Origin of the sequence: Nocardiopsis alborubida, assembly GCF_012396365.1 — a bacterium.
In the GTDB taxonomy this organism is placed as follows: Bacteria; Actinomycetota; Actinomycetes; order Streptosporangiales; family Streptosporangiaceae; genus Nocardiopsis; species Nocardiopsis alborubida.
In genome coordinates, this window is the sequence record NZ_JAAXPG010000013.1 from 24,040 (window position 1) to 48,094 (window position 24,055).

A 24,055-nucleotide genomic window follows, 5' to 3' on the forward strand; every position below is an offset into this window, starting at 1 on the left:
GGCGGAGCCCCGGCACCACCCGGCAGGCGGGGCGGCGTCCTCGCGCCGTCCCCGCCCCCGACCCGACGACGAACCCGGAAGCAGTCCCACCGTGCGCCTCCTCTTCACAGCGACCCCAGCCACCGGTCCGGCCGTGGACGGCCCCGGCGGCAGCGGCCCCGTGGCGTCCTCCGCCCTGCGCCTGGACGTCCTCGTCGACGCCGACCCCAGCTCCACGGTGCGACAGCTCTCCGAGGCCGTCGACCCGATGGTGCGCACCCTGCCCCGCGCGCCGGGCCAGGACGTGCCGCTGTACCTGGGAGACCGGCTCGTGGACCCGTCCGCCTCCCTGGCCGACGCGGGCTTCCTCGACGGATCCCTCGTCGGCGTGGGCGGCCCCGCCCCGGTCAAGGGCGAGCCGCCCGGCGTGGTCGAGGTCCGCGTGGTCTCGGGCCCCGACGCCGGGCGCGTGGCCCGCCTCGACCCCGGCGACTACGTCGTCGGCGACGACGAGGTCGCCGTGCTCGTCGTGGACTCCGACGGCTACTGGGCGCGGATCCGGGTCGCCCCGGACGGGACCGTCACCATCCTGGGCACGAGCGGGGGACGGGGCTGCTCCCTGGAGGGCGACGAGGTCGGCCCCGACACCGTCTGGCCGCAGGGTGAGCAGCTCACCCTGGGCGGCACCCTCTTCGAGGTGTGGCCCAACCACCGCCCCGACGCCTCCGTGGTGGCCTCCGACGACGGCACCGGACTGGACTACAACCGCCCGCCCCGCCTGCACCCGGCACCCACCAAGACCAAGTTCAAGCTGCCCACCCCGCCCGAACCGCCGGACCGCCCGATCACCCAGCTGATCATGATGATCCTCATCCCGATCACCATGGCGGTCGGCAGCGCGCTCATCATGGGCCGTCCCCAGTACCTGCTGATCGGCCTGCTCGCCCCCGTCTCGGTGCTGTTCATGCAGATCATGCAGCGGCGCACCACCAAGGCCCGCTACGACAAGCAGCTCACCGAGTACGAGGAGAAGAAGGAGCGAGTCACCCGCGACGCGCGCGACGCCCTCGTCGCCGAACAGCGCAAGCTCCGCGACACCTGCCCCGACCCCGCCGCCGTGCTGCTGCTGGCCACCGGCCCGCGCGCGAGGCTGTGGGAGCGCCGACAGACCGACGAGGACTTCACCCAGCTGCGGGTGGGCACCGGCAGCATCCCCTCCCAGGTGGTCCTGAGCGACCCCACCAAGGACGAGCACCGCCGCGACGTCACCTGGGACATGCGCGACGTCCCGGTGAGCGTGTCGGTCAAGGACAACGGGGTCGTGGGCGTGGCCGGGCGCGGAGAGGGGGCCGAGGCCCTGGAGCGCTGGCTGGTCGCCCAGCTCGCCGCCCTGCACAGCCCCGCCGAACTGCACCTGTACCTGCTGTCCATGGAGGGCGACCACAACCGCTGGCGCTGGACCCGCTACCTGCCCCACCTGCGCGGTGACCGCCCCCAGCTCTCGCTCGGCCGGATCGGCATCGACGCCACCACCTGCGCCCGCCGGGTGTCGGAGCTGCTCATGCTCCTGGAGGCCCGGCAGCAGGCCCGCCGCGACCTCGCCGACCAGCCCGCGGTCGTGGTGGTGCTCGACGGCGCCCGGCGCATCCGCTCGCTGCCCGGTGTGGTCCAGCTGCTGCGCGAGGGCCCCGAGGCCGGGATCTACGTCCTGTGCCTGGACGCCGAGGAGCGCCTGCTCCCCGAGGAGTGCCAGGCCGTGGTCAGCTCCACCCCGCACGGCATGCGCCTGCGCCGCACCTCCTTCGACAACGTCGAGGACGTGCGCCCCGACGTGCCCTCCGCGGCCTGGGCCGACCGGCTGGGCCGCGCCCTGGCGCCCATGCGCGACAGCAGCGTCGGCGAGGGCGGCGGCTCGCTCCCGCGCAGCGCCCGCCTGCTCGACGTCATCGGCCTGGAGCCGCCCGACGGCGACGCCATCGCCGCCCACTGGGCCTCAGGGGGGCGCAGCACCGTCGCCACGCTCGGCCTGGGCCTGGACGGCCCGTTCTCGGTGGACGTGCGCAGGGACGGCCCGCACGCCCTCATCGCCGGTACCACCGGTTCGGGCAAGTCCGAGCTGCTCCAGACCCTCGTGGCCTCCCTGGCGGCGGTCAACCGACCCGAGTCCATGTCGTTCGTGCTGATCGACTACAAGGGCGGCAGCGCGTTCAAGGACTGCGTGGAACTGCCGCACACCGTCGGCATGGTCACCGACCTGGACACCCACCTGGTGGGCCGGGCCCTGGTGTCGCTGGGAGCCGAGCTGCACCGCCGCGAGCACATCCTCGCCAAGGCCGGGGCCAAGGACATCGAGGACTACCTGGAGCTGCTGGACCGCGACCCGCGCATGCCGCAGATGCCCCGCCTGATGCTGGTCATCGACGAGTTCGCGTCCATGGCCCGCGAGCTGCCCGACTTCGTCAAGGGCCTGGTCAACATCGCCCAGCGGGGACGTTCCCTGGGCATCCACCTGGTCCTGGCCACCCAGCGCCCCGGCGGCGTGGTCACCAACGACATCCGCGCCAACACCAACCTGCGCATCGCCCTGCGGATGACCGACGAGGCCGAGAGCCGCGACGTCATCGACGCCGCCGAGTCCGCGCACATCGGCATCGACACCCCCGGCCGGGCCTACGTCCGCCTGGGGCACGCCTCCCTGCTGCCGTTCCAGTCCGGCCGGGTGGGCGGACGCCGGGTCGTGGCCGCCGCCAACGCCTCCGACCCGGTCGCGCACGCCGTGAAGTGGTCGGACCTGGCGCTGCCCGCCCCCGCGGCCGTCCAGGGCCCCGCCGACACCGGCGACGTGGAGGTCACCGACCTGACCGTCCTGGTCGCCGCGGTCAAGGAGGCCACCGAGCGGTCGGGCGCCCGCCGCCAGCCCAGCCCGTGGCTGCCCGCGCTGCCCACCGCGCTCACCCTGTCCGAACTGCTGCGGGGTCGTTCTCCGCAGGCCGTGCACGGCCGGGTCCAGCCCGCCCCGGTGGGGCTGGTCGACGTGCCCGCGCAGCAGCGCCAGTTCCCGTACGTGTTCGACCTGGCCAGGACGGGACACCTGCACATCATGGGCTCGGGCCGCACCGGCCGGTCCCAGGCGCTGCGCACCATCGCCGCATCCCTGGCCCTGGCCCACCACCCCGGCGACGTGCACATGTACGGCCTGGACTGCGGCAACGGCGCCCTGCTGCCGATGGAGCGGCTCCCCCACTGCGGCGCGGTGGCCCAGCGCACGCAGGGAGAGCGGGTCGTGCGCCTGCTGGGCATGCTCGGCGAGGAGCTGGACCGGCGCCAGAAGCTGCTCGCCTCGCACGGCTGCGCCGACCTGGAGGAACTGCGCGCCAAGCTGCCACCGGACGAGCGCCCCGCCCACGTGGTGCTGTTCATCGACCGCGTGGACGCCTTCGAGCAGGCCTTCGGCGAGTACAACTACGGAGCCCTGGTGGAGGACGTCACCACCCTCATGCGCGACGGGGCGGGCGTGGGCGTGCACGTCGTGGCGACCGGCGACCGCCTCCTGACCCGCACCAAGTACTCCTCCACCACCGAGGAGCTGCTGGTGCTGCGCTGCAACGACAACGGCGACTACAGCGCCGCCGGGCTCAACGCCCGCTCGCTGCCCGAGGAGATCCCCGACGGCCGGGCCTTCCGCGCCGGGGACGCCATGGAGGTGCAGCTCGCCCTGCTCAACCGCAACCCGCAGGGCGCGGCGCAGGGCGCCGAACTGGGCCGCATCGCCGACTTCGTGTCCCGGCGCCCGCAGGAGGGCACCGGGCCGCGCCCGTTCCGGGTGGACGTCCTGCCCGACCAGCTCGCCTACGCCGACACGGCCCGCTACCGTCCCGGGGCCCCGCGCCCGCTGCACGCGCTGCTGGGCGTGGGCGGCAACGAGCTGACCGCGGTCAGCGCCGACCTGTCCCGCGTCCCGACGTTCCTGGTGAGCGGGCCTCCCCAGTCCGGGCGTTCCAGCATGCTCACCACGATGGCCAGGTCGCTGCTGGAGGGCGGCACCGAGCTCCTGCTGGTCACCCCGCGCTCCTCGCGCCTGGCCGACCTGCGCCACCAGCCGGGCGTCCAGGGGGTCCTGGACGCGGCCGAGCCCAAGCTCTCCCAACTGCACGAGGCGCTCGGCCGTTTCCAGGGCGAGACCGCCGTGGTCATGATCGACGACGCCGAACTCCTCCTCCAGAGCGACCTCGGCAAGGAGTTCACCCGTATCGCCCGCGGCATGGTCGGTCCGGGATGGGGCATCGTCGCGGCGGGCACCAACGAGGCCCTCCAGGGCGGCTTCAACGGGTGGCACGTCCACCTCAAGCGCAACCGCGTGGGCGCCCTGCTCTCCCCGCAGTCCCAGAGCGACGGCGAGGTACTGGGCATGCGCCTGCCCAAGGGCGTGTCCAGCCCCCGCCTCACCCCCGGCACCGCCTACCTGCACCTGGGCGACGGCCGCATCCAGCAGGTGAGGGTGCCGCTGCCGTGACCGCCACCGGCCGCCCCGCCCGGGGCGGCCGGAACAGAACCGGTGATATCCATGAGTGTGCCCCTCCTCCCCCTCCTCCCCCTCTCCGGGGGAGGGCCCCGTACTCCCCCACTCCGCCCCGAACGAGACCTGTGAGCAGACAGCAGTGAGTACGCACCCCTCAGCCGTCACTCTCCCCGCGACCGCGACCGAACTGACCTCCACCGACCCCGCGCGCATCGGCCCCTACCGGCCGCTCAGGCGCCTGGGCTCCGGAGGCATGGGCGTCGTGTACGCGGCCCACGACCAGGGCGGAGCTCTGGTCGCGGTCAAGCTCATCCACCCCGAGTACTCCGCCGACCCGGAGTTCCGGGCCCGCTTCGCCCGCGAGGTGGAACTCCTGCGCAGGGTGGGCGGCGCCTGCGCCGTGCCGCTGCTGGCCGCCGACACCGAGGCCGAGCGGCCCTGGCTGGTCACCCCGCTGGTGCGGGGCATGACGCTCAGCGCCTACATGCGCAAGAACGGCCCGCTGGGCGAGCAGCTGCTGCTCGGCCTGGCCGCCGGGGTGGCCGAGGCGCTCGCCCAGATCCACGAGGTCGGCATCGCCCACCGCGACCTCAAGCCCGCCAACATCGTGCTGTCGCCGGAGGGCCCCCGCGTCCTGGACTTCGGCGTGGCCCGCGCGATCGACCAGACCGCGCTGACCCGTACCGGGTCCGTGCTGGGCTCGCCCGGCTGGATCAGCCCGGACCACTACCGGGGCGCGCCCCCCAGCACCGCCGACGACATCTTCGCCTGGGGCGCGCTGGTCGCCTACGCGGCCACCGGGCGCCCGCCGTTCGGCACCGGCGACCCGGCCGCCGTCGCGCACCGCGTGATCAGCGGCGAACCGGACACCGAGGGCTTCAACGGCCCCCTGGCCGACCTGGCCGCCCGCGCCCTCAGCAAGGAGGCGTCCGAGCGGCCGACCGCGCTGGAACTGGTCAGCGGCGTGGTCGCCGCGGGCAACCCGGGGCGCTCCTACGCCCCCGTGGACTCCGCCGCGGCGGCGGGCGGCGTCATGGCCGCCGTGGTCGACCACACCTGGCAGGGTGTGCAGGCCGCCCCCGAACGCGAGTTCGCGGTGGCGCCCGACCGGAGCTCCGGCGGTCCGGGCAGGGCGCTGGCCGTGGTCGGCGCCGTCCTGGGCGCCCTGGTCCTGCTCGCGGGGCTGGGTTTCGGCGGAGTGGCCCTGGCCAGCAACTGGGACTCCCTGCCCATGGCCGCCTGGTTCGGGGACGAGCCCGCCGACGCGGCCGACGCGCGGCAGACCGCGGAGGAGGGGCGGCGTCCGGGGCCGGTGGGTCGGGAACCGCAGGAGAGCGCCTCGCCCTCCGACGAGCCGTCCGAGGAACCCTCCGAGGAGGCGTCCGCGAGCGAGGAGGACGAGGAGAGCTCCGGCGGCGGGTCCACCACCACGACGGCCACGGTGGGCGCCGGGGTGGGCGCGGGCGGACCGCGCCCCTCGGGCGAGCACGTCGTGGCCTTCCAGCCCTCCGGCGGCTCGGGGCAGTACGCCGTGCTCGACGGCGCCACCGTGGTGTGCGCGTGGAGCTTCTGCCAGAGCCAGGGCGGATCGGTCGGCGACGGCGGCGCCGGCTCGGTGCCCTCCAGCCCCTCGGCCCTGACCGGCTACGTCAACCAGGGCAGCCGCACCATCACCGCCGAGGTCACCTACACCACCGACGACGACGGCACCGTCACCATCACCCGCCTGGTGGAGCAGCACAGCACCAGCGGCACGGGCACCCCGCCCTGGTAGGAGCCGGAACATGAGACACGGGAGAGACATGCCGAAGACCCTCGTGCGCAGGGCCGCCGCCGTGGCGAGCCTGGCCCTGGCCGTGGCGGTGACCACCCCCGTGCCCGCCACCGCCGCCTCCTACGGGGGCCAGTGCGGGAGCGGGTACGGGGTGGTCAACGAGGCCTCCGTCAGCGGGGGCACCGTCTTCCTCACCTACAACAACTCCAACGGCCGCAACTGCGTCGTCGTGGTGCGGTCCGACCCGGGCAGCGCCGTCAACATGGACGCGGCCCTCAAACGCAGCGACTCCACCTCGTGGGACACCGACCCGGGCGACTGGACGGAGTACGCGGGCCCGGTCTACGCCGACGCGGCGGGCCACTGCGTGGACTGGGGCGGCGTGGTCGGCGACGAGTGGGTCCTGCGCAACGGCACCAACTGCGGTTGACACAACAGGAGAGGGCGCTTGTGAACGTGCACCACCCCCGGTGGATGAACCCGGTCAACACCCTGCTCAGACCCTTCGAGAAACGCCTCGGCGCCTCCGAGGGGACCTTCGACGCCATGCTGGGGGAGGCCTCCGCCCGCAGCGGGCTCCCCTGGCCCTCCGACGAACCCTTCCTCTCGGACATGCGGGTGCTCCACGACGCCTGGCAGGCGGTGCCCGACGTCACCCCGATCGGCCGGATCGGCCTGCGGAGCGAGGTCCGGCGGCGGCTGGAGACGCGCCTGCGCATGCTCCACCTGCTCGACGCCAACCCGGAGATCGCCGCCCTGCCCGTCGAGCGGCCGGTGTTCATCACCGGTCTGCCCAGGACGGGCACGACGTTCGGCCACGGGCTCCTGGCCCAGCACGTCCGGGCCCGCGCCCCGCGGCTGTGGGAGATGCTGAGCCCGGTCCCCGACACGGGCAGGCCCGGGGAGCGCACCGTGAGCAGGCGCGAGCGCCTCGCCCTGGCGCGGACGCTGGTCCGGGGCATGGACGCCATGGGACCGGGGTTCCAGACCATCCACCCCATGCACCCGCTCGAACCCGAGGAGTGCGTCTTCCTCCTGCCGCACGGGATGTTCTTCCACGTCCGCGCGGCCTCCCCCGACTACCGCGCCTGGGTCGAGGGGCGCGACGCCACCCCGGACTACGCCTACCTCAAACAGCAGTTCCAGGCGTTGCAGTGGAAGCGGCCCGCGCGCCGCTGGGTGCTCAAGTCGCCCCTGCACCTGTTCAACCTGGACGCCCTGCTGAACGTCTTCCCCGACGCGGTGATCGTCCTGACCGACCGCGACCCGGCGCGGGCCATGGCGTCGTGGGCGAGCCTGGTCGAGGCGTCGATGCACATCCACAGCAGCGACGTGGACCCGCGCTGGATCGGCCGCGAGTGGTTGGAGATCTGGGCGGGAGGCGCCGAGCGCGCCCGCCGCGTGCGCCGCGAGCACGGCCCGGAGCGCTTCCTGGACCTGCCCTACGGCGAACTGACGTCCGACCCGCTCGGGGCGGCCGAACGCGTCTGGCGCGGCCTCGGTGAGGAGTTCGGTCCCGACACCCGGGCCCGCACGCTCGCCTACACCCGCGCGGACCGGCGCAAGAACCCGGGCGGCCACCGGTACAGCCTGGAGCACTACGGGCTCACCGCCGAGGAGGTGCACGCGGCGTTCGGTCCGGACCTGACCGGCGCCGAGGCGGCCCGGGCCGGAGGGAACGGGGTCTGAGGGCCCGTGGCGCGTGCCCGGCCGGTCCTTCCCCGCACCGTGGTGTGGGGGGAGGGTCGGCCGGGACCGCACGGTGTCAGCGCGCCGTCCGGCGCAGCGGTCCCGACGACCACCAGACGGCGGTCCACGCGGCCAGGCCCAGCCCGGTGCCGGTGACCGCCCCGACGAGCAGGCAGCGCACGAGGTCGTAGCCGCTCGCCTGGGCGCGGTCGGACAGCCCGCCCGCCACCGCGCCCGCCACCGCGCACACGGCGAGGGCGGACAGGACAAGGACGCGCACGCGCCCACCGGTCGGACCGCCCGGGGAGTCCCCGCCGGGACCGCCCGGGGAGTCCGCTCCGGGGTGCTCCGGGAGTTCCCCGCCGCGGCGGGGGCGGGGGGTGCGGCCGCCCGCCCCGGGGCCAGCGCGTCCGGCGCCCGTGCGCCGGACGCGCTCGCGGTGGGCCCACCAGGCCAGGGCGGCCAGGCCGCCCGCCGAACTCGCGTACATCAGCACGTTGTAGAGCAGGTGCGGACCCGCCACCGGAGTGCTCAGCAGCGGCCAGGCCCGCACCAGGGCCCCGCCCGTCTGGGTGAAGGAGTCCCAGGCCATGTGCGTGGCCGACCCCACCGCCAGGGCCGCGGCGGTCAGCGCGGCGGACCGCGCCGCCTCCCGCGCCGACCGGGGAGCCCGGACGCGCGGGACCGGGGACCGTCCGGCCAGCGCGTGCAGCGGGGGCCGGAGCGCGTACGCGTACACCGCCAGCACGGCGCTGCCGAGCAGTACGTCCAGCCACAGCCCGGCGGGGCCGTGCGTGGACGCCGCGGCCACGGGCAGCGGCAGGTAGTACGGCAGGTCCGGTGCCACCGACCCGACGACCAGGACCGCCGGAGGCAGCCCGGTACGCACCAGGGGCAGGACCGCCGCGACATGGCTGGGGGTGAAGGGCACGCCGTCCTCCCTTGGTGGGGACCGGCCCCGGCGGGGCCCCGCTACTCCGCGTCCAGGTACTGGTAGGTGGCCAGGGTCCCCCCGATGAGCACGTAGACCTCGTAGGGGGAGACCGTTTCCTCCGGGGAGTCCGACCCCGCGAGCCCGCCGTCCCGGGCGTAGCAGAGGTAGGGGGCCCGCTCCGAGCCCGGCTCGACGGCCATGACGTCGTCCATGTCGCAGTACACCGCCTCGACGCCGTGGTCGAAGCGGATGGTGTCCTCGACGACCTCGCGCACGGTGGGCAGTTCCGGGTACTCGAACCGGAAGTCGGCGCCGCCGTCCCCGGCCAGGACCGGGAACTGCATGTCCAGGCCGCCGTAGGTGAGGGTGCAGCTCAGGCCCGGTTCGACGGGCTCCGTCATCTGATCGGGGCACGCGGCGGCGGCGCTCGGATCGACGTGGGAGGCCTTGCGGGACACCTCCGTCAGCAGGGCCCAGGCCGCCCGTTCGGACACGGACGCGGAGGGTTCGGGCTCGGGGGGCAGGGCGGACTCGTCCACCTGGGGTCTGGAGCCGGGGACGGGTGCTTCGACGAGGAGCCCGGCGAGCTCCTCCTGGGACAGCGCCTCCGGCGGAGTGCCCTCTGCGGCGGTCGTCTCCTCGGCGGCCCCTTCCGAGGGCACCGAGGCCTCCGCGGTGTCCTCCCCGCCGCCACAGGCGGACAGGGCGAACACGAGCGAGAGGGAGACTACCGGGGTGAGGGCGAAGCGGCCGTGAGGGGGGAAGAAGGGCATCTCTGTCCTTTTCGTCCTTGGTGGGGGAGGGGGATGCCGTGGACCGTGAAACGCATGGGGAGGCCCGCCAATCCGACTCCCGTCACCCTCCGTCGGTTCACCGGATACCAGGAGTGTGTTCCACTTCACTCAAAGAACGCGTGCTGTGACACTTCGGTGAGATGCGGGACCCATGGGGCGCCGAAGACCTCCTGAGGCGTCCGCCTCCGCAGTGAGCAGGCAGGGGAGCTCGCACGCCCGGTTCCGGCCGTGCGCGTGCGCCGTGTCCCCGGGCCCGGGCGGTCGGTTCCGTCCAACCCGGGCCCGGGCGGTCCGTTCCGCCCGCGAGCGGGAGGCGGCGCCCGGCGGACCGCCTACACCCTCTCGATCGCGTACCCGCCGTGCTCGCCGTAGTCGACGGTGAACTCCGCCGTCTCCCCGGTCGTGTCGTCCAGGGCCACGCACGTGGTGAGCTCCTCGCCGACGGCGGCGACCACCACCTCGCCGTCGAGACCGCAGTCGACGTAGGGGAAGAGGCTCCACACGCGGATGTCGTGCTCCAGGTCCGCGAGGATCACCGGTCCGGTGAGCAGCTCGGTGGACTCGGCCGCGTAGTCCTCCGTGCTCCTCTCCTCGTCGAGCGAGACCTGGTACTCGAACTCCTCGCCCATGTAGGTCACCGTGCAGACGTAGCTCTCCACCTCGTGCAGGTCGACGTCCGGGCACTCGGAGGCGGCGTCGGGGTCCGCCGTCCACGTCCTCTCGGTGACCTCCACCAGGGCCCGGTGGGCGAGCAGCTCGTGCCGGGGCGCGCCCGGAGCGGGCTCGGGCGGCATCAGGGACTCGTCGATGCTCGGGCCCCTCTCGTTCTCCGTGGGCACCTCGCCGTAGGTGAACCCCGTCGTGTCGACCTCCGGCGAGGCCTCCGCCCCGGGGTCGGCGCCTCCACCGCACGCGGTCAGGGCCAGGACGGATCCGGCGAGGACGAGGCCGAGCGCCGTACGGCGTTCGCGGACGGGGACCTGCATGGGGGACCTCCTGGGGTCGTCTAACGACGTGGGGGAGCGGTTCGTGCGCGCACCGTCACCAGCGGGGCGAAGGCGCGGCCACGCGCGTTCGGTCCGCTCCCCGGGGGGCGGGCCGGGGGGCGCCGCGCACCGTCGGGAGGACGGTGCGCCGCACGTCGCGGGGCCGGGGGCGGCGGTGCGGAAGGACGGACCGACGTGTCCTCCGGCGGGCCCGCCCCGACACCCCGGTGTGCCGCGCCCCACACCCCGGGGCGGCGCGACCGAACGCGATTCCCTACCATCCACTATATGGACGTCCCTGAGAGCGGGGCCGCCGGATCCGGCGCCCCCAACCCGGCCGACGGGTTCCCCGCCGCCACACACGAGCGGTGGCGCGAACTCGTGGCGGGGGTGCTGCGCAAGAGCGGTGTCCCCGAGGACCGGCTCGCCGACACACCCGAGTCGGCACTGGCCACGCACACCTACGACGGGTTCGACATCGAGCCCCTCTACACATCCGACCCCCCGGCCGCCGACCCCGGCTTCCCGGGGCTGGCCCCCTTCGTCCGGGGCCACCGGCCCGGCGGGGCGGTCCCCGAGGGCTGGGACATCCGCGCGCGCCACACCGACGCCGACCCGGCCGTCCTGCGGCGACGCCTGCACGCCGACCTCATGAACGGCGTCAGCTCGCTGTGGATCGCCGTCGGCGGCACCGGCCTGCCCGTCTCCGCGCTCGGCCAGGCCCTCAGCGACGTGCACCTCGACCTCGCGCCCGTGGTCCTGGACGCCGGGGCCGACCACGCCGACGCCGCCACCGCGCTGCTCGACGCCCACGCCGACGCGGGCGTCCCCGACGGCCGGATCATCTCCCACCTGGGCATCGACCCCCTCGGCACCGCGGCCCTGGCGGGCGAGCGCCCCGACGTCATCGACCCCGCGCGCCTGGCCGCGGAGCTGGCCCGGGGACGCCCCGGGCTGGGGCTGCTCGTGGCCGACGGCCGCCTCGTGCACAACGCGGGCGGCTCCGACGCCCAGGAACTCGGCTTCACCGTCGCCGCCGGGACCGCCTACCTGCGCGCCCTGCACGCCGCCGGCATGGACCTGCCCGACGCCGCGCGGCGCATCGGGTTCCGCCTGGCCGCGAACGCCGACCAGTTCGGCGTCATCGCCAAGCTGCGCGCCGTCCGCGCCATGTGGGACCAGGTCCTCGACGCCAGCGGGGTACCGGCCGACCAGCGCGCCATGCGCCTGCACGCCGCCACCTCCGAGGCGATGATGACCCGGCGCGATCCCCACGTGAACATGCTGCGCACGACCGTGGCCTGCTTCGCCGCCGGGGTCGGGGGAGCGGACGCGGTCACCGTCGCCCCCTTCGACTCGGCGGTGGGACTGCCCGACGACTTCGCCCGCCGCGTCGCCCGCAACACCCAGTCCCTGCTCATCGAGGAGTCCCACCTGGCGCGGGTCATCGACCCCGCCGGGGGCTCCTTCTACGTCGAGGCGCTCACCCGCGACCTGTACCGGGCGGGCTGGGCGTTCTTCCGGGAACTGGAGGCCGCGGGAGGGGCCGCCGAGGCGGTCGGGCACGGCCTGCTGCGCGAGCGCGTGGACGCGGTGTGGACGCGACGCCGCCTCGACCTCGCCCACCGGCGCTCCCCGCTCACCGGCGTCAGCGAGTTCCCCAACGCGGACGAGACCCCGCTGGTCCGGCCCGCCGACCCCGCCCGGCCCCCGGCCCCGGTCCCCGGGGGCTTCCCGGTGCGCCGCTACGCCGACGACTACGAGGCGCTGCGCGACCGCAGCGACGCCCGTGCGGGCGACACCGGACGGCGGCCCACCGCCTTCCTGGCCACGCTGGGCCCGGTCGCCGCGCACACGGCCCGCGCCTCCTTCGCGGCCAACCTGCTCGCCGCGGGAGGCGTCGCGTCCCACGATCCCGGCCCGCTCGACGGCGCCGCCGCCGTCGCGGAGGCGTTCGCCGCCTCGGGCAGCCGCGTCGCCGTGCTCTGCTCCTCCGACGCGGTCTACGCCGAGCAGGCCGAGGACGCCGCGCGGGCGCTCAGGCGGGCGGGGGCCCGCATGGTCCTGCTCGCGGGCGCGCCCCGCGACGCCTACCGCGAGGCCGGGGTCGACGCCTTCGTCCACCGGGGGTGCGACGCCGTCGCCCTCCTCACCGACCTGGTCGACGTCCTGCTCACCGATCCGCCGGCACCGTCCGCCACTGCCGAGGGGGCGCACGCATGATCCCCGACTTCTCCGACGTCCCGCCGCGGCTCCCGGCCTTCTCCGGCGACGCCGCCTCCGGTTACGCCGCCTGGCAGAAAGCGCTGGAGGCGGGTACCGGCAAGGCCGCCGACGCCCTGGAGTGGGAGACACCCGAGGGCATCGGCGTCAAGCCGCTGTACACCCCCGCCGACCGCGCGGGCCTGGACTTCGTGGACGGGCTGCCCGGCATCCCGCCCTACCTGCGCGGGCCCTACCCGACCATGTACGTCAACCAGCCGTGGACCATCCGCCAGTACGCCGGGTTCTCCACCGCGGAGGAGTCCAACGCCTTCTACCGGCGCAACCTGGCCGCCGGGCAGAAGGGCCTGTCGGTCGCCTTCGACCTGGCCACCCACCGCGGCTACGACTCCGACCACCCCCGGGTGGCGGGCGACGTCGGCATGGCGGGCGTGGCCATCGACTCCGTCTACGACATGCGCCAGCTGTTCGACGGGATCCCGCTGGACAGGATGAGCGTGTCCATGACCATGAACGGCGCGGTGCTGCCGGTCCTGGCGCTCTACATCGTGGCAGCCGAGGAACAGGGGGTACCGCCGGAGAAGCTGTCGGGGACCATCCAGAACGACATCCTCAAGGAGTTCATGGTCCGCAACACCTACATCTACCCGCCGAAGCCGTCGATGCGGATCATCTCCGACATCTTCGCCTACACCTCGCAGCGGATGCCGCGCTTCAACTCCATCTCCATCTCCGGCTACCACATGCAGGAGGCCGGGGCCACGGCCGACCTGGAGCTGGCCTACACCCTCGCCGACGGCGTGGAGTACATCCGCGCCGGTCAGCGCTCCGGGCTGGACGTGGACGTGTTCGCGCCCCGGCTGTCGTTCTTCTGGGCGATCGGCATGAACTTCTTCATGGAGGTCGCCAAGCTCCGCGCCGCCCGCCTGCTCTGGGCCCGCCTGGTCAGGGACCTGGGCGCGGCCAGGGACAAGTCGCTGAGCCTGCGCACCCACTCCCAGACCTCGGGGTGGTCGCTCACCGCCCAGGACGTGTTCAACAACGTGGCCCGCACCTGCGTGGAGGCGATGGCCGCCACCCAGGGCCACACCCAGTCGCTGCACACCAACGCCCTGGACGAGGCGCTGGCCCTGCCCACCGACTTCTCCGCGCGCATCGCCCGCAACACCCAGCTGCTGCTCCAGCAGGAGTCGGGCACCACCCGCGTCGTGGACCCCTGGGGCGGCAGCTACTACGTGGAGCGCCTCACCCAGGAGCTGGCGGCCAGGGCCTGGGAGCACATCCGGGAGGTCGAGAAGGCGGGCGGCATGGCCGCCGCGATCGACGCCGGGCTGCCCAAGATGCGCATCGAGGAGGCCGCCGCCCGCACCCAGGCGCGCATCGACTCCGGCCGCCAGCCGGTGATCGGCGTCAACAAGTACCGTCCCGACACCGCGGACGAGATCGAGGTCCTCAAGGTCGACAACTCCCGGGTGCGCGCCCAGCAGCTGGAGAAGCTGCGCCGCCTGCGCGAGGAGCGCGACGAGGACCGGGTGCGCGCCGCGCTCGACGCGCTCACCGCGGCCGCCGGGGGCGAGTCCCGGGCGGACGAGGCCCTGACCGGCAACCTCCTGGCGGCGGCGGTCGACGCGGCCCGCGCCAAGGCCACCGTGGGCGAGATCTCCGACGCCATGGAGAGGGTCTTCGGCCGCCACTCCGGGCAGATCCGTACGATTCAGGGTGTGTACAGGGACGAGGCGGCGGGCAGCGCCGACGCGGCCGACCTCATGGAGCGCGTGGCCCGCCGGGTGGAGGAGTTCACCGAGGACGAGGGCCGCCGTCCGCGCATCCTGGTCGCCAAGATGGGCCAGGACGGCCACGACCGCGGTCAGAAGGTGATCGCGACCGCCTTCGCCGACCTGGGATTCGACGTGGACGTCGGCCCGCTGTTCCAGACCCCGGCCGAGGTCGCCGCGCAGGCGGTGGAGGCCGACGTGCACGTGGTCGGGGTGTCCTCCCTGGCCGCGGGACACCTGACCCTGGTGCCCGCGCTGCGCGAGGAGCTGACCCGGCTGGACCGCGGGGACATCATGATCGTGGTGGGCGGGGTCATCCCCCCGGCGGACTTCGCGCCGCTGCGGGAGGCGGGCGCGTCGGCGATCTTCCCGCCGGGGACGGTCATCGCCGAGGCCGCCGTCGACCTGCTCGACCAGCTGGAGGAACGGCTGGGGTAGGGAGGAGCGCGGGGGCGCAGGCCGCAGGGTCGGCCGTCCGGGCGGCACGGGCACGCGGCGGGCGGGGAAGCGGCGGAGGGAAGACGTGGACCGGGCGCGGTCCGGGACGGGGAAGAGGGAGGCAGGCGTGACGGAGCAGGGTTCCGTGCCGGGCGCGCGGCGTTCGGGGCGGCGCCGCCCGGTGGACGTGGACGCCCTCGCCGAGGGGGTCCTGGCCGGGCACCGGCCCACCCTCGCCCGGGCGATCACGCTCGTGGAGTCCCGCCGCCCGGACCACGCGCGCGCCGCGCAGGAGCTGCTCGTGCGGCTGCTGCCGCACACCGGCGGGGCCCGCCGGGTGGGGATCACCGGGGTCCCCGGCGTCGGCAAGTCCACGTTCGTCGACGCGCTGGGCACCCGGTTGACCAAGGCCGGGCACCGGGTGGCGGTGCTGGCCGTGGACCCCTCCTCCACGCGCACCGGCGGCAGCATCCTGGGCGACAAGACCCGGATGGAGCACCTGGCGGTGGACCCCAACGCCTTCATCCGGCCCTCGCCCACGGCGGGGACCCTGGGCGGTGTCGCCCGGGCCACGCGGGAGACCATGCTGCTCATGGAGGCGGCGGGGTTCGACGTGGTCCTGGTGGAGACGGTGGGCGTCGGACAGTCCGAGGTCGCGGTCGCCGCCATGGTGGACTGCTTCTGCTTCCTCACGCTGGCCCGCACGGGGGACCAGCTCCAGGGCATCAAGAAGGGCGTGCTGGAGCTGGTGGACGTGGTCGCGGTCAACAAGGCCGACGGGCCGCACGCCGAGGACGCGCGCAAGGCGGCCCGCGAGCTGTCACGGGCGCTGAGGCTGCTCCAGCCGGTGCACCCGGACTGGCGTCCGCCGGTGCTCACGTGCAGCGGCCTGACCGGCGACGGGCTCGACGAGGTGTGGGACGCCGTGACCCGGCACCGCGCGGTGCTGGGCGACGGGGCGCTGGCCGAACGCCGCAGCCGCCAGGGGGTCAGCTGGATGTGGGACCAGGTCCGCGACCAGCTCATGGACGCGTTCCTGCACGACCCCCGGGTGGCCTCGCTCCTGCCGCGGACGGAGGAGGAGGTGCGGTCGGGGGAGACCACGGCGACCCTCGCCGCGCGCACGCTGCTGGACTCCTTCACCCGGGACCGCGGGTCTCGTCCGCCGGAGGGTCCCGGAGGCGGCGCGGCGCCGGGGCGCGGATCCGACGGGTGAACCCGGAGACGGCGCGTTGCCGGTGCGCGGACCGGACCCCTCACCCGTGGCCGGGAGTTTTGTCCGCCGGGTGAACGGGCGGTGACGGCGGCTCCGCCGTCCAGCGGTGTCCGGGTGTCCCCGGCGCATCCCATGTCATGAAATGTCCCGGTGACAACGGTGGATAACGGGCGCTCACCGCCGAGTTCGTGCCCAGGAGGCGAAAATTTCTTCCGGTATGCCATTCCCGAACGGGCGGTTCGCTTATACCGTGTGTGTCCAACGACTTACCAGGCTCGCGGGCGTATCAGACGCTCCCCCCTGACGTCGGACCGGCTCTGTGGGAGTGGTGCCGGTCCGGGTGGGCGTGGTCCGCCGGTCTGCGTATGGTTAAGCGAAGGGACCCCTCACCATCTCAACGTGGGGCCGGGAGGAGTGAACGTGCACAGGCTTGGGCTGAGCACGCGGGTGGAGAGCCGCAGCGTCATCGTCGCGATCGAGGGAGAACTCGACATCGCGACCGCCGCCGACCTCCAGGAACACATCCAGTCCGCTGTCGAGGACCACGGTCCTTGGCTGATCCTGGACCTGTCCGGTCTGGACTTCATGGACTCCAGCGGTCTGAACGTCATCATCAACGCCTACAGAACCGTCCGTGAGCTGGGCGGATCGCTGGCGCTGGCCGCTCTGAACGAACGCGTCACCAAGGTCGTCCGCCTGGTCGGCCTGCACCGTCAGGTCCCGGTCCACCAGACCGTGGCCACCGCCGTCGCCGCCATGGAGGCCCTGGAGGCCAAGCGCCAGGCCGGATAGCCTCCGGGCGCATGAGCCGAATCCTCCCCCCGAGTCCCGTGGACATCTCCTGGGACCACAACAGCCACTACCACGAACACCTCCTCCGCCACGTGCCCCCGCACTGCGCCCGGGCACTCGACGTCGGGTGCGGCGGCGGCAGGTTCGCGAGGACCCTGGCCTCCCGAGGGATCGCCGTCGACGCGATCGACCCCGAACCGCGGATGATCTCCATGGCCCGCGAACGCACTCCCGCGCGGCTGCCGGTCGACTACCGTGTGGCCGCGCTGGAGGAGGCGGACCCGCGCCCCGGGGGGTACGGGTTCGTCAGCTCGATCGCCAGCATCCACCACATGCCGTTCGGTCCCTCGCTCGAACGGATGGCCGCCGCCCTCGCCCCCGGCGGCACGCTGGCCGTCCTCGGTCTGTACGCAGAGAGGGACGCCGCCGACGTCGCGACCAGCCTGGCCGCCCTGGGCCCGCAGTGGGTGGTCGGGGCCGGCCTGCGGCTGGGGCGCGCGCTCACCGGCACGCCGAATCCGCACAGCGTGGGCCCCACCGCCGAGATGCCGGTGCGCGACCCGCGGATGGGCCTGCGCGAGATCGCGGAGGAGGCCGGGGAGGTGCTGCCCGGCGCACGCCTGCGGCGGCTGCTGTTCTGGCGCTACTCGCTGGTCTACACGCGACCGGCCTGACCCCGTTCGAGGTCAGGCCGTCGTTTCGTGTCGGTCGGTCCTCCGGAAACCGGTCCGCCGGGGTCGGCCTGTCCGGCGGTCGGTCCGCCGGGCCAGCCTGCCGGGAGCCAGTTCCCAGGAGGGCTGCTCCGTCGGGGATCAAGGCGCGCGGGGGTCAGTCGCCACCGCCACCGCCACCGCCGTCACCGGAGGAGGAGCCTCCCCCGTCGGCGGAGGAGCTTCCGCCACCGCCGAGACCCCCGCTGTTGCCCGGGCTCCAGCCGGTGCCGCCGCCGGGTTCGGCGGACGGGGGCGCGTGGCCCTCCGGCCCCGGGTGTCCCGGGTGTCCCGGGTGCTCGGCGGGACCGACGGGTGTACCGGGGTGGCCGTGCCCGTACCCGGGGCGGCCGGGCGCGGGCGGTGCCGGGTGGGTCTGCCCGAACCCGTACGGCCGGCCGGGTGCGGGCGGTGCGAACGTGTGACCGGCCGGAGGGCCCGCGACGGCCGGACCCGCGGCGCGTGCGGCAGCGGACCTCGACCGCACCAGCGCGACGGCGAGCGCGACCAGCGCCCCGGTGACCATGAGGCCGTACACGATCTCCACGAGGAGGCCCGTCACCGAGTTGGCCAGCAGGAACGCGTCGGGCTCCAGCCCCATGGCCCCGACGGCGGTGACGGCCACGACGTTGGCCACCTGGGCGAGCGCGGCGACGACCATGAGGGCACCGGCGGTCCGGACGGCACCCGGAGAGGGTGAGCCCTTCGCCCGGACGAAGGCGAGCACCGCCACCGCGAGCAGGACAACCGTGCCGAGGAGGTAGAGGAAGGACATCGGAGGACTCCTCGTGTCAGCGGGTCGGGGAGGGGTGGGGGCCGGGTCGGGGCCCTGGCGGCGGAGGGGCGGCCGGACCCGGGACGCGCCTGACCGCGGCCAGCACCAGGGTGAGCAGGCCTCCGAGGAAGACCAGTGTGAACACCAGGTGCAGCAGGTTGGCCGCGGGAGCCATGCCCATGTACAGGGCGTAGAAGCTCCAGATCTGGACCGCCAGGTCGCCGAGGGCGCCGAGGACGAGCAGGGCGCCGCCTGTGGCCACGAGCTTCCTGCGGTCGGCGGCCACCACGCCGGTGAGGGCGAGCACGGTGATGCCGAAGAGCAGGTAGAGGCCCTCGAAGAACAGGGAGACGAAGGAGGAGAAGGAGAAGACGGTGTACATGGGAGAGATATCGGACATCCGGAGCCTTTCCTGGGATGGCGCGCAGGGCCAGACTCTAGCGCCGGGTCGCTCTCCGGGTCGAGGCGTGTACCGAACGCTTTCACGTGCCCGCGCGCACGGTGCGCGTGCCCGTCGCCGCGGGCGGCCCCGCCGCTGTCCGGGTGCGTGAGGTGGGACGGCGGACCCGCCGCGGGAGTTTTCCACAGATCCTTTTCCGCCTGCGGCGATCCCTGCTTCCGCTGAGAGGTACGGCAGAGCGGTCAGAGGAGACGCGGTGATCGCGACCCGGCCGGAAAGGACAGCGGGCTGTCCGTAACCGGCCTTTTTGCCTAAGAAATCCCGGCTTTCTGGCATGCTGCTCTACGGGTCCTCCACCTCCATCACTCATCCCCCAAGGAAAACAATGCGCCTCCTGAGCACCGTCGTCGCGGGTACGGTCATGTCCACCGCGGCCCTGCTCCCTTCCACCGCTCTCGCTGACCACTTCGGCGTCTCCATCGAGGCGATGAGCTCCCCGTGCGCCCCCGTGACCATCGCGACCAGGTGGTTGGGAGAGGACAGCCCGTACGAGGAGGAGGCCCGTCTGGTCGTTCTTACCCAGGACGGTGTCGAGACCGCCCCGGTGGGGGAGAGCCTGAGCGTCGAGCCGGAGGACATGTCCGTCCCCCCCACGAGCACGCGCAGCGGTGAGGTCTACTACCGCGTCTGGGTGGGGCACGAGCACTACTACGGCAATCCGGCGCCGTACGACGAGGAGGCACTCCTCGCTTACCTGGACGAGGGAGGGTCGCCGCTCGCCGTGGACGTCCCCGGGGTGCCGTGGCGCGTGGCGTCCGCCGGGCCCTGCTCCGAGTACGAGGATCCGCCCACTCCGGAACCGAGCCCCTCCCTTCCGGACCGGGGGCCCTCTCCGGACCCGACTCCCTCCCATCCGGGCACGGACCCCTCCGCGGAGCCGGAGCCCGCTCCGGCTCCGGACCCGACCGGAGAGCCGGCCGGCTGGCTCTCCGGCCTTCCGAGCGCCCCCGAGGGTATGAAGCCCGGCCAGTGGTGCGACACCGAGGACCGGCTGGTCACCTTGTACGCCTACACCGACACTTCGGCGTTGCAGTGCCAGGACGACAACGGCTGGCGGTGGGTCGAGGTGGGCTCTCCGGAGGAACTCATCGCCTCGCCCTCCGGCGACCCCACGGCCGCCCCCACCGACCCGCCCTCGCCGACACGGCCCCCCGGCCCCTCCCCCGCGCAGGCCGCACCGCCCGCTGAGGACTCCTCGAAGAGGCTCCCGGTGACCGGAGCCTCCCTCACCGCCCTGGTGCTGGTGGCGGCCGTGGCCGTCACCGGCGGTCTCGCCGCGCTGTGGGCGGCCCGAGGCAGGGCCGGAGGCACGCAGACGTTCTGACGGGCCCACCCGGCACCGGTCGGACCCGGCACCGGTCGGACACGCGCCGTCCGGTGCCGACCGCTACCCGAAGAGCCGTCGGACCGGACACGGGCGTCCGGGCCGTGGCGTCGGGCGCACCCGCCGCGGGAGTTTTCCACAGATCCTTTCCGGCTGTGGCGGCCCCCGCCCCCGGCGAGGAACATGGGGAGCGGTGGCAGAACAGCCGGAGGTGACGTCGTGCTCGTGGTGGAACTGGATCGGATCGACGGGGTGGGGACCGACCTGGTCGGCGGCAAGGCCGCCGGGCTGGCCGGGGCGATCGCGGCCGGAGAACGCGTGCCGCCGGGTTTCTGCGTCACCACCGAGGCCCACCGCTCCGGGAGGCTGCCGGAGGAGGAGGTGACCGCCGCCTACGAGGCCCTCGGCGGCGGCCGGGTGGCGGTGCGGTCCAGCGCGACCGCGGAGGACCTGCCGGACGCCTCCTTCGCGGGACAGCAGGACACCTACCTCGACGTCGAGGGGGCCGACGACCTCCTCGCGGCCGTCCGCAGGTGCTGGGACTCCCTGTGGACCGACCGCGCCGTCGCCTACCGGCGCGACCGGGGCATCGACGACGACGGCGTGCACATGGCCGTCGTCGTGCAGCGCATGCTCGAGCCCCGGGCGGCGGGGGTGCTGTTCACCGCCAACCCGGTCACCGGCACGCGGGGCGAGACCGTCCTGGACGCCGTTCCCGGCCTCGGGACCGCGGTGGTCGACGGCACGGTCCGGCCCGACCACTACGTCGTGGCCGTGGACGGCAGGACCGAGGGGCCGGACGACGGATGCCTGTCATCGGCGGAGGTGGCGGCGCTGCACGCCGCCGGGGAGCGGCTCCAGCGTCACTTCGGCTCGCCGCAGGACGTCGAGTGGGCCCTGGACCGCGACGGAACCCCCTGGATCCTCCAGTCCCGCGCGGTCACCACCCTCTTCCCGCTGCCCGACCACCACGACGACGGGCCCCGCGCCTACTTCGAGGTCGGCAACATGCAGGGCATGCTCCGCCCGTTCACCCCGATGGGCCTGTCCGCGCTGGGAATCGTCGCCTCCGCGTGGCTCGGCTCCCGGAGCACCGGCCCCGACGGCGGGGCCGCGGCGGTGGTCGACGTGGCGGGCAGGTTCTACCTGGACCTCACCCCCTACCTGCGCAACCGTTGGATCCGCGGCGCGTTGCCGGGCAGCATGGTCGTCTACGGCCCCCGGGCCGCGGCGGCCGTCCGCTCCCTCCTGGACGACCCCCGGTTCGCCGCGCGCCCGGGCGGACGGATCAACCCGGTCAGGGCGGTCGGGGCCGTCGCGCGGGCGCTGCCGCTCACCGGCAGGGTCATCGCGGACGCCGTGGCCGCGCTCGTCGACCCCGACGACGCCAGGCGGCGCTTCCTGCGGGCCGGTGAGCTGCTCCGGCGGCGGGCCGCCCGCGCCCCGGAGCGCGCGCTCACCCCCGCGCAACGGCTGCGGCACGCGACGGAACTCCAGAACGAGGCCCTGACGGAGGGGATGGTCCCGATGATGGGGCCCCTGTGCGTCGCCATCCTCTCCGCCAGGGCGCCCGAACTCCTGCTCAGGGGGATCGCCGAACCGGGCGAGGTCGCCGCCGTCCTCGGCGGGATGCCGCACAACGTCACCACGGAGATGGACCTCGCGCTGTGGCGGCTGGCGGACGGGGCGCGCGGGTACGGCGAGCTGCTCCGGGGCACCCCGCCCGAGGAACTGGCGGACAGGTACCGGGCGGGGACGCTCCCCGACATCGGCCTCGACTGTTTCCTGGAGAGGTACGGGCACCGCGGCGCCGCCGAGGTCGACGCGGGCGTGCCCCGGTGGTCGGAGGACCCCGCACCCCTGTTCGCGGCGATCGCCAACTACCTGCGGGTGAGCGATCCGGAGCAGGAGCCAGGACGGAGGTTCGCCCGGGCCGCGGCCGAGGCCGAACGCGCACGGGACGCGCTGGTCCGCAGGGCGCTCGCCTCCCGGCCCGTCCGCGCGCGTCTGGCGTCGTTCTCCTTCGACCGTGCGCGCGCCCTGGCCGGGATGCGGGAGTACCCCAAGTTCTCCTGGCTTTTCGCCATCGCCGAGACGCGTCGGCAACTCCTCCTGGTCGGCGCCGAGATGGCCGGGGCGGGGCGGCTGGACGCGCCCGACGACATCATGTTCCTTCGCGTTCCGGAGGCACACGCCCTGGTGGAGGGCGCGGACCAGCGCGCGCTCGTCGCCGAGCGCCGCGCCGAGTACCTGCGTGAGCGCAGGCGCCGCCGGGTGCCTCCGGTCCTGCTTTCCGACGGCACCGACGTGGAGGCCGCACTGCCCGCCCTGCCCTCCGGGCGGGACGGGGAACTCCTCGGCGTGCCCGCATCCTCGGGGACCGTGACCGGGGTGGCCAGGGTGGTCCACGATCCGGCGGGGGCCGCGCTCGAACCGGGGGAGATCCTGGTGGCCCAGAGCACGGACCCCGGTTGGACGCCCCTGTTCATGACCGCCGGAGGACTGGTGGTGGAGACGGGGTCCACCATCGCGCACGGGCCGACGGTCGCCCGGGAGTACGGCATTCCCGCCGTGATCTGTGTTCCCGGGGCGACCGAGGTGATCCGGGACGGGCAGCGGATCACCGTCGACGGTGGTACGGGGATGGTCCGCATGGAGGACGGGGAGAGACCGGAGGAACCGTGACCAGCGGGGGGCTAGAAACCGCCTCCGCCGCCTCCACTGTCGGCCCCGCCGCCGTTGTGGCCGCCCCCGCCCCCGTCGTTGGGGGCGCCTCCGCCGTCGACGGCGTCGCCACGACGGCCGGGACCACCCGCTGCCGCGTGGGCGTTCGGGGTGTACGCGGAGGACCGGCCACGGTCGTACGGGGCGCCGCCCGGTCGTCCGCCCCGCCGCTCCGGCCGTCGAGCAGCGGTTCCCCGGGGCGCGTGCCGCCGTCCCCGGGAGCTGATCACCGCGCACAGCAGCAGGACGAGCGCCACCGCGAGCAGCGCGTGGACCCCGATGTCGAGGGCGAACAGCACCGGGAACGGGACCGGCACCTCATCGTTCTCCACCAAGGACGGGAGGAAGAGGAACCGGAACCAGAGCTCCCGGGCCCCCTGGACGACGCTGAGGAGCACGAGCAGGCCGCCTCCGGTGCGTACGAAGCCGCGCCCGCCGGGAGCCCTCCCGGCGAGGGTGAGCGCGAGGACCCCCGCCAGCAGCGGGGGGAGCACGACGGTGAGCAGTGTCAGGAGGAACTGCACCAGGTCGGGGCCCTGCTGGGTCATCGCCGGGCCTCCTCGTGCGGTCCGTCGAAGGGGGAGAACGACGGAGGGGGCGGCCCGGCCCGCGACGTCCTCCGGCTGGCGGCCAGGACCAGCAGGAGCATGCCCGCGCCGAGGAGGGCCGCGGACAGGTGGTACGACGCGCCCGTGATCAGCGCGGTGGTCCCGGAGTCCGCCACCTGTTCGCGCACCCAGGGGGAGAAGAGCTGGTCGAGCAGGGACAGGACGGAGGAGGCCAGCAGCGCCGCCGCGCCCAGTCCGGTGAGCGCACGGCGCTCCGGCGCGGCGGCCAAGCAGCAGACCAGCGCGAGGACGCCCACCAGCAGAAGGAGGAGCGGTCCGATCAGGTAGGGCAGGTGGAGGTTCACTGCGGTCCTCTGGGTGGGGGAGTGGGCGGG

18 protein-coding genes are annotated in these 24,055 nt (G+C 74.3%); 11 read left to right on the forward strand and 7 right to left on the reverse strand.

The annotated features are described in order from the left end of the window. Positions 1–91: 91 nt before the first annotated feature. From HGB44_RS14945 to HGB44_RS14960, 4 genes are all read left to right on the forward strand, one after another. Positions 92–4,492, forward strand: coding sequence for an FtsK/SpoIIIE domain-containing protein (locus HGB44_RS14945; RefSeq protein ID WP_061082699.1), 4,401 nt, complete (start codon positions 92–94; stop codon positions 4,490–4,492). Between the two features lie 145 nt (positions 4,493–4,637). After that, complete coding sequence (locus tag HGB44_RS14950) at positions 4,638–6,272, forward strand: serine/threonine-protein kinase (protein WP_061082700.1); 1,635 nt, start codon at positions 4,638–4,640, stop codon at positions 6,270–6,272. A 28-nt stretch (positions 6,273–6,300) separates the two neighbouring features. Beyond that, positions 6,301–6,702, forward strand: coding sequence for a hypothetical protein (locus HGB44_RS14955; protein ID WP_061082701.1), 402 nt, complete (start codon positions 6,301–6,303; stop codon positions 6,700–6,702). A gap of 20 nt (positions 6,703–6,722) precedes the next feature. Next, positions 6,723–7,961 carry a sulfotransferase family protein gene (locus HGB44_RS14960; RefSeq protein WP_061082702.1) on the forward strand — a complete coding sequence of 413 codons (1,239 nt, stop codon included), beginning with the start codon at positions 6,723–6,725 and terminating at the stop codon, positions 7,959–7,961. Positions 7,962–8,037: 76 nt separating this feature from the next. Here the strand turns inward: HGB44_RS14960 and HGB44_RS14965 are convergent, their stop codons facing one another. The 3 genes from HGB44_RS14965 to HGB44_RS14975 form a co-directional block, all read right to left on the reverse strand. Beyond that, on the reverse strand, positions 8,038–8,892 hold the full coding sequence (locus HGB44_RS14965; RefSeq protein ID WP_061082703.1) for a DUF4184 family protein: 855 nt from the start codon (positions 8,890–8,892) through the stop codon (positions 8,038–8,040). A gap of 41 nt (positions 8,893–8,933) precedes the next feature. Next, complete coding sequence (locus HGB44_RS14970) at positions 8,934–9,668, reverse strand: hypothetical protein (protein WP_061082704.1); 735 nt, start codon at positions 9,666–9,668, stop codon at positions 8,934–8,936. Positions 9,669–10,021: 353 nt separating this feature from the next. Next, positions 10,022–10,675, reverse strand: a complete 654-nt coding sequence (locus HGB44_RS14975) for a hypothetical protein (protein ID WP_061082705.1) — start codon at positions 10,673–10,675, stop codon at positions 10,022–10,024. Positions 10,676–10,963: 288 nt separating this feature from the next. On the opposite strand from HGB44_RS14975, the gene HGB44_RS14980 reads away from it, so the two are divergent. From HGB44_RS14980 to HGB44_RS15000, 5 genes are all read left to right on the forward strand, one after another. Continuing rightward, the gene (locus HGB44_RS14980; protein WP_061082706.1) at positions 10,964–12,898 is read left to right on the forward strand and encodes a methylmalonyl-CoA mutase family protein; all 1,935 of its coding nucleotides are present in this window, start codon (positions 10,964–10,966) and stop codon (positions 12,896–12,898) included. Further along, positions 12,895–15,111, forward strand: coding sequence for a methylmalonyl-CoA mutase (gene scpA / locus HGB44_RS14985; protein ID WP_168444025.1), 2,217 nt, complete (start codon positions 12,895–12,897; stop codon positions 15,109–15,111). The genes HGB44_RS14980 and scpA overlap by 4 nt, the downstream gene beginning before the upstream one ends. 127 nt (positions 15,112–15,238) lie before the next feature. Further along, entirely contained in the window at positions 15,239–16,327 is a 1,089-nt protein-coding gene (gene meaB, locus HGB44_RS14990) for a methylmalonyl Co-A mutase-associated GTPase MeaB (protein WP_061079277.1), read from the forward strand. Positions 16,328–16,747: 420 nt separating this feature from the next. Continuing rightward, positions 16,748–17,119, forward strand: coding sequence for an STAS domain-containing protein (locus HGB44_RS14995; protein WP_061079278.1), 372 nt, complete (start codon positions 16,748–16,750; stop codon positions 17,117–17,119). A gap of 38 nt (positions 17,120–17,157) precedes the next feature. After that, complete coding sequence (locus HGB44_RS15000) at positions 17,158–17,793, forward strand: class I SAM-dependent methyltransferase (protein ID WP_061079279.1); 636 nt, start codon at positions 17,158–17,160, stop codon at positions 17,791–17,793. 154 nt (positions 17,794–17,947) lie between these two features. Here HGB44_RS15000 and HGB44_RS15005 read toward each other — a convergent pair whose 3' ends face one another. Next, positions 17,948–18,604 carry a hypothetical protein gene (locus HGB44_RS15005; RefSeq protein WP_061079280.1) on the reverse strand — a complete coding sequence of 219 codons (657 nt, stop codon included), beginning with the start codon at positions 18,602–18,604 and terminating at the stop codon, positions 17,948–17,950. A gap of 16 nt (positions 18,605–18,620) precedes the next feature. Continuing rightward, positions 18,621–19,004: a hypothetical protein gene (locus HGB44_RS15010; RefSeq protein WP_061079281.1), complete on the reverse strand. Its 384-nt coding sequence runs from the start codon at positions 19,002–19,004 to the stop codon at positions 18,621–18,623. 385 nt (positions 19,005–19,389) lie between these two features. On the opposite strand from HGB44_RS15010, the gene HGB44_RS15015 reads away from it, so the two are divergent. Further along, a complete protein-coding gene (locus HGB44_RS15015) occupies positions 19,390–20,388 on the forward strand; it encodes a hypothetical protein (protein WP_061079282.1) in 999 nt (332 codons plus the stop codon). 219 nt (positions 20,389–20,607) lie between these two features. Continuing rightward, positions 20,608–23,073, forward strand: coding sequence for a PEP/pyruvate-binding domain-containing protein (locus HGB44_RS15020; protein WP_061079283.1), 2,466 nt, complete (start codon positions 20,608–20,610; stop codon positions 23,071–23,073). Positions 23,074–23,084: 11 nt separating this feature from the next. On the opposite strand, the gene HGB44_RS31590 is transcribed toward HGB44_RS15020, so the two are convergent. After that, positions 23,085–23,660, reverse strand: coding sequence for a hypothetical protein (locus HGB44_RS31590; protein ID WP_061079284.1), 576 nt, complete (start codon positions 23,658–23,660; stop codon positions 23,085–23,087). Beyond that, positions 23,657–24,025 (reverse strand): hypothetical protein, encoded by a 369-nt coding sequence (locus HGB44_RS15030; RefSeq protein WP_061079285.1) that lies wholly within the window; start codon positions 24,023–24,025, stop codon positions 23,657–23,659. Before HGB44_RS15030 ends, HGB44_RS31590 begins: the two co-directional genes overlap by 4 nt. Between the last annotated feature and the right edge of the window lie 30 nt (positions 24,026–24,055).

Coding starts and splice junctions, on each gene's coding strand:
- HGB44_RS15010 (WP_061079281.1), bottom strand. CDS start 19,004: ATGTCCGATATCTCTCCCATGTACACCGTCTTCTCCTTCTCCTCCTTC.
- HGB44_RS14975 (WP_061082705.1), bottom strand. CDS start 10,675: ATGCAGGTCCCCGTCCGCGAACGCCGTACGGCGCTCGGCCTCGTCCTC.
- scpA (WP_168444025.1), top strand. CDS start 12,895: ATGATCCCCGACTTCTCCGACGTCCCGCCGCGGCTCCCGGCCTTCTCC.
- HGB44_RS14980 (WP_061082706.1), top strand. CDS start 10,964: ATGGACGTCCCTGAGAGCGGGGCCGCCGGATCCGGCGCCCCCAACCCG.
- HGB44_RS31590 (WP_061079284.1), bottom strand. CDS start 23,660: ATGACCCAGCAGGGCCCCGACCTGGTGCAGTTCCTCCTGACACTGCTC.
- HGB44_RS15005 (WP_061079280.1), bottom strand. CDS start 18,604: ATGTCCTTCCTCTACCTCCTCGGCACGGTTGTCCTGCTCGCGGTGGCG.
- HGB44_RS15015 (WP_061079282.1), top strand. CDS start 19,390: ATGCGCCTCCTGAGCACCGTCGTCGCGGGTACGGTCATGTCCACCGCG.
- HGB44_RS14970 (WP_061082704.1), bottom strand. CDS start 9,668: ATGCCCTTCTTCCCCCCTCACGGCCGCTTCGCCCTCACCCCGGTAGTC.
- HGB44_RS14955 (WP_061082701.1), top strand. CDS start 6,301: ATGCCGAAGACCCTCGTGCGCAGGGCCGCCGCCGTGGCGAGCCTGGCC.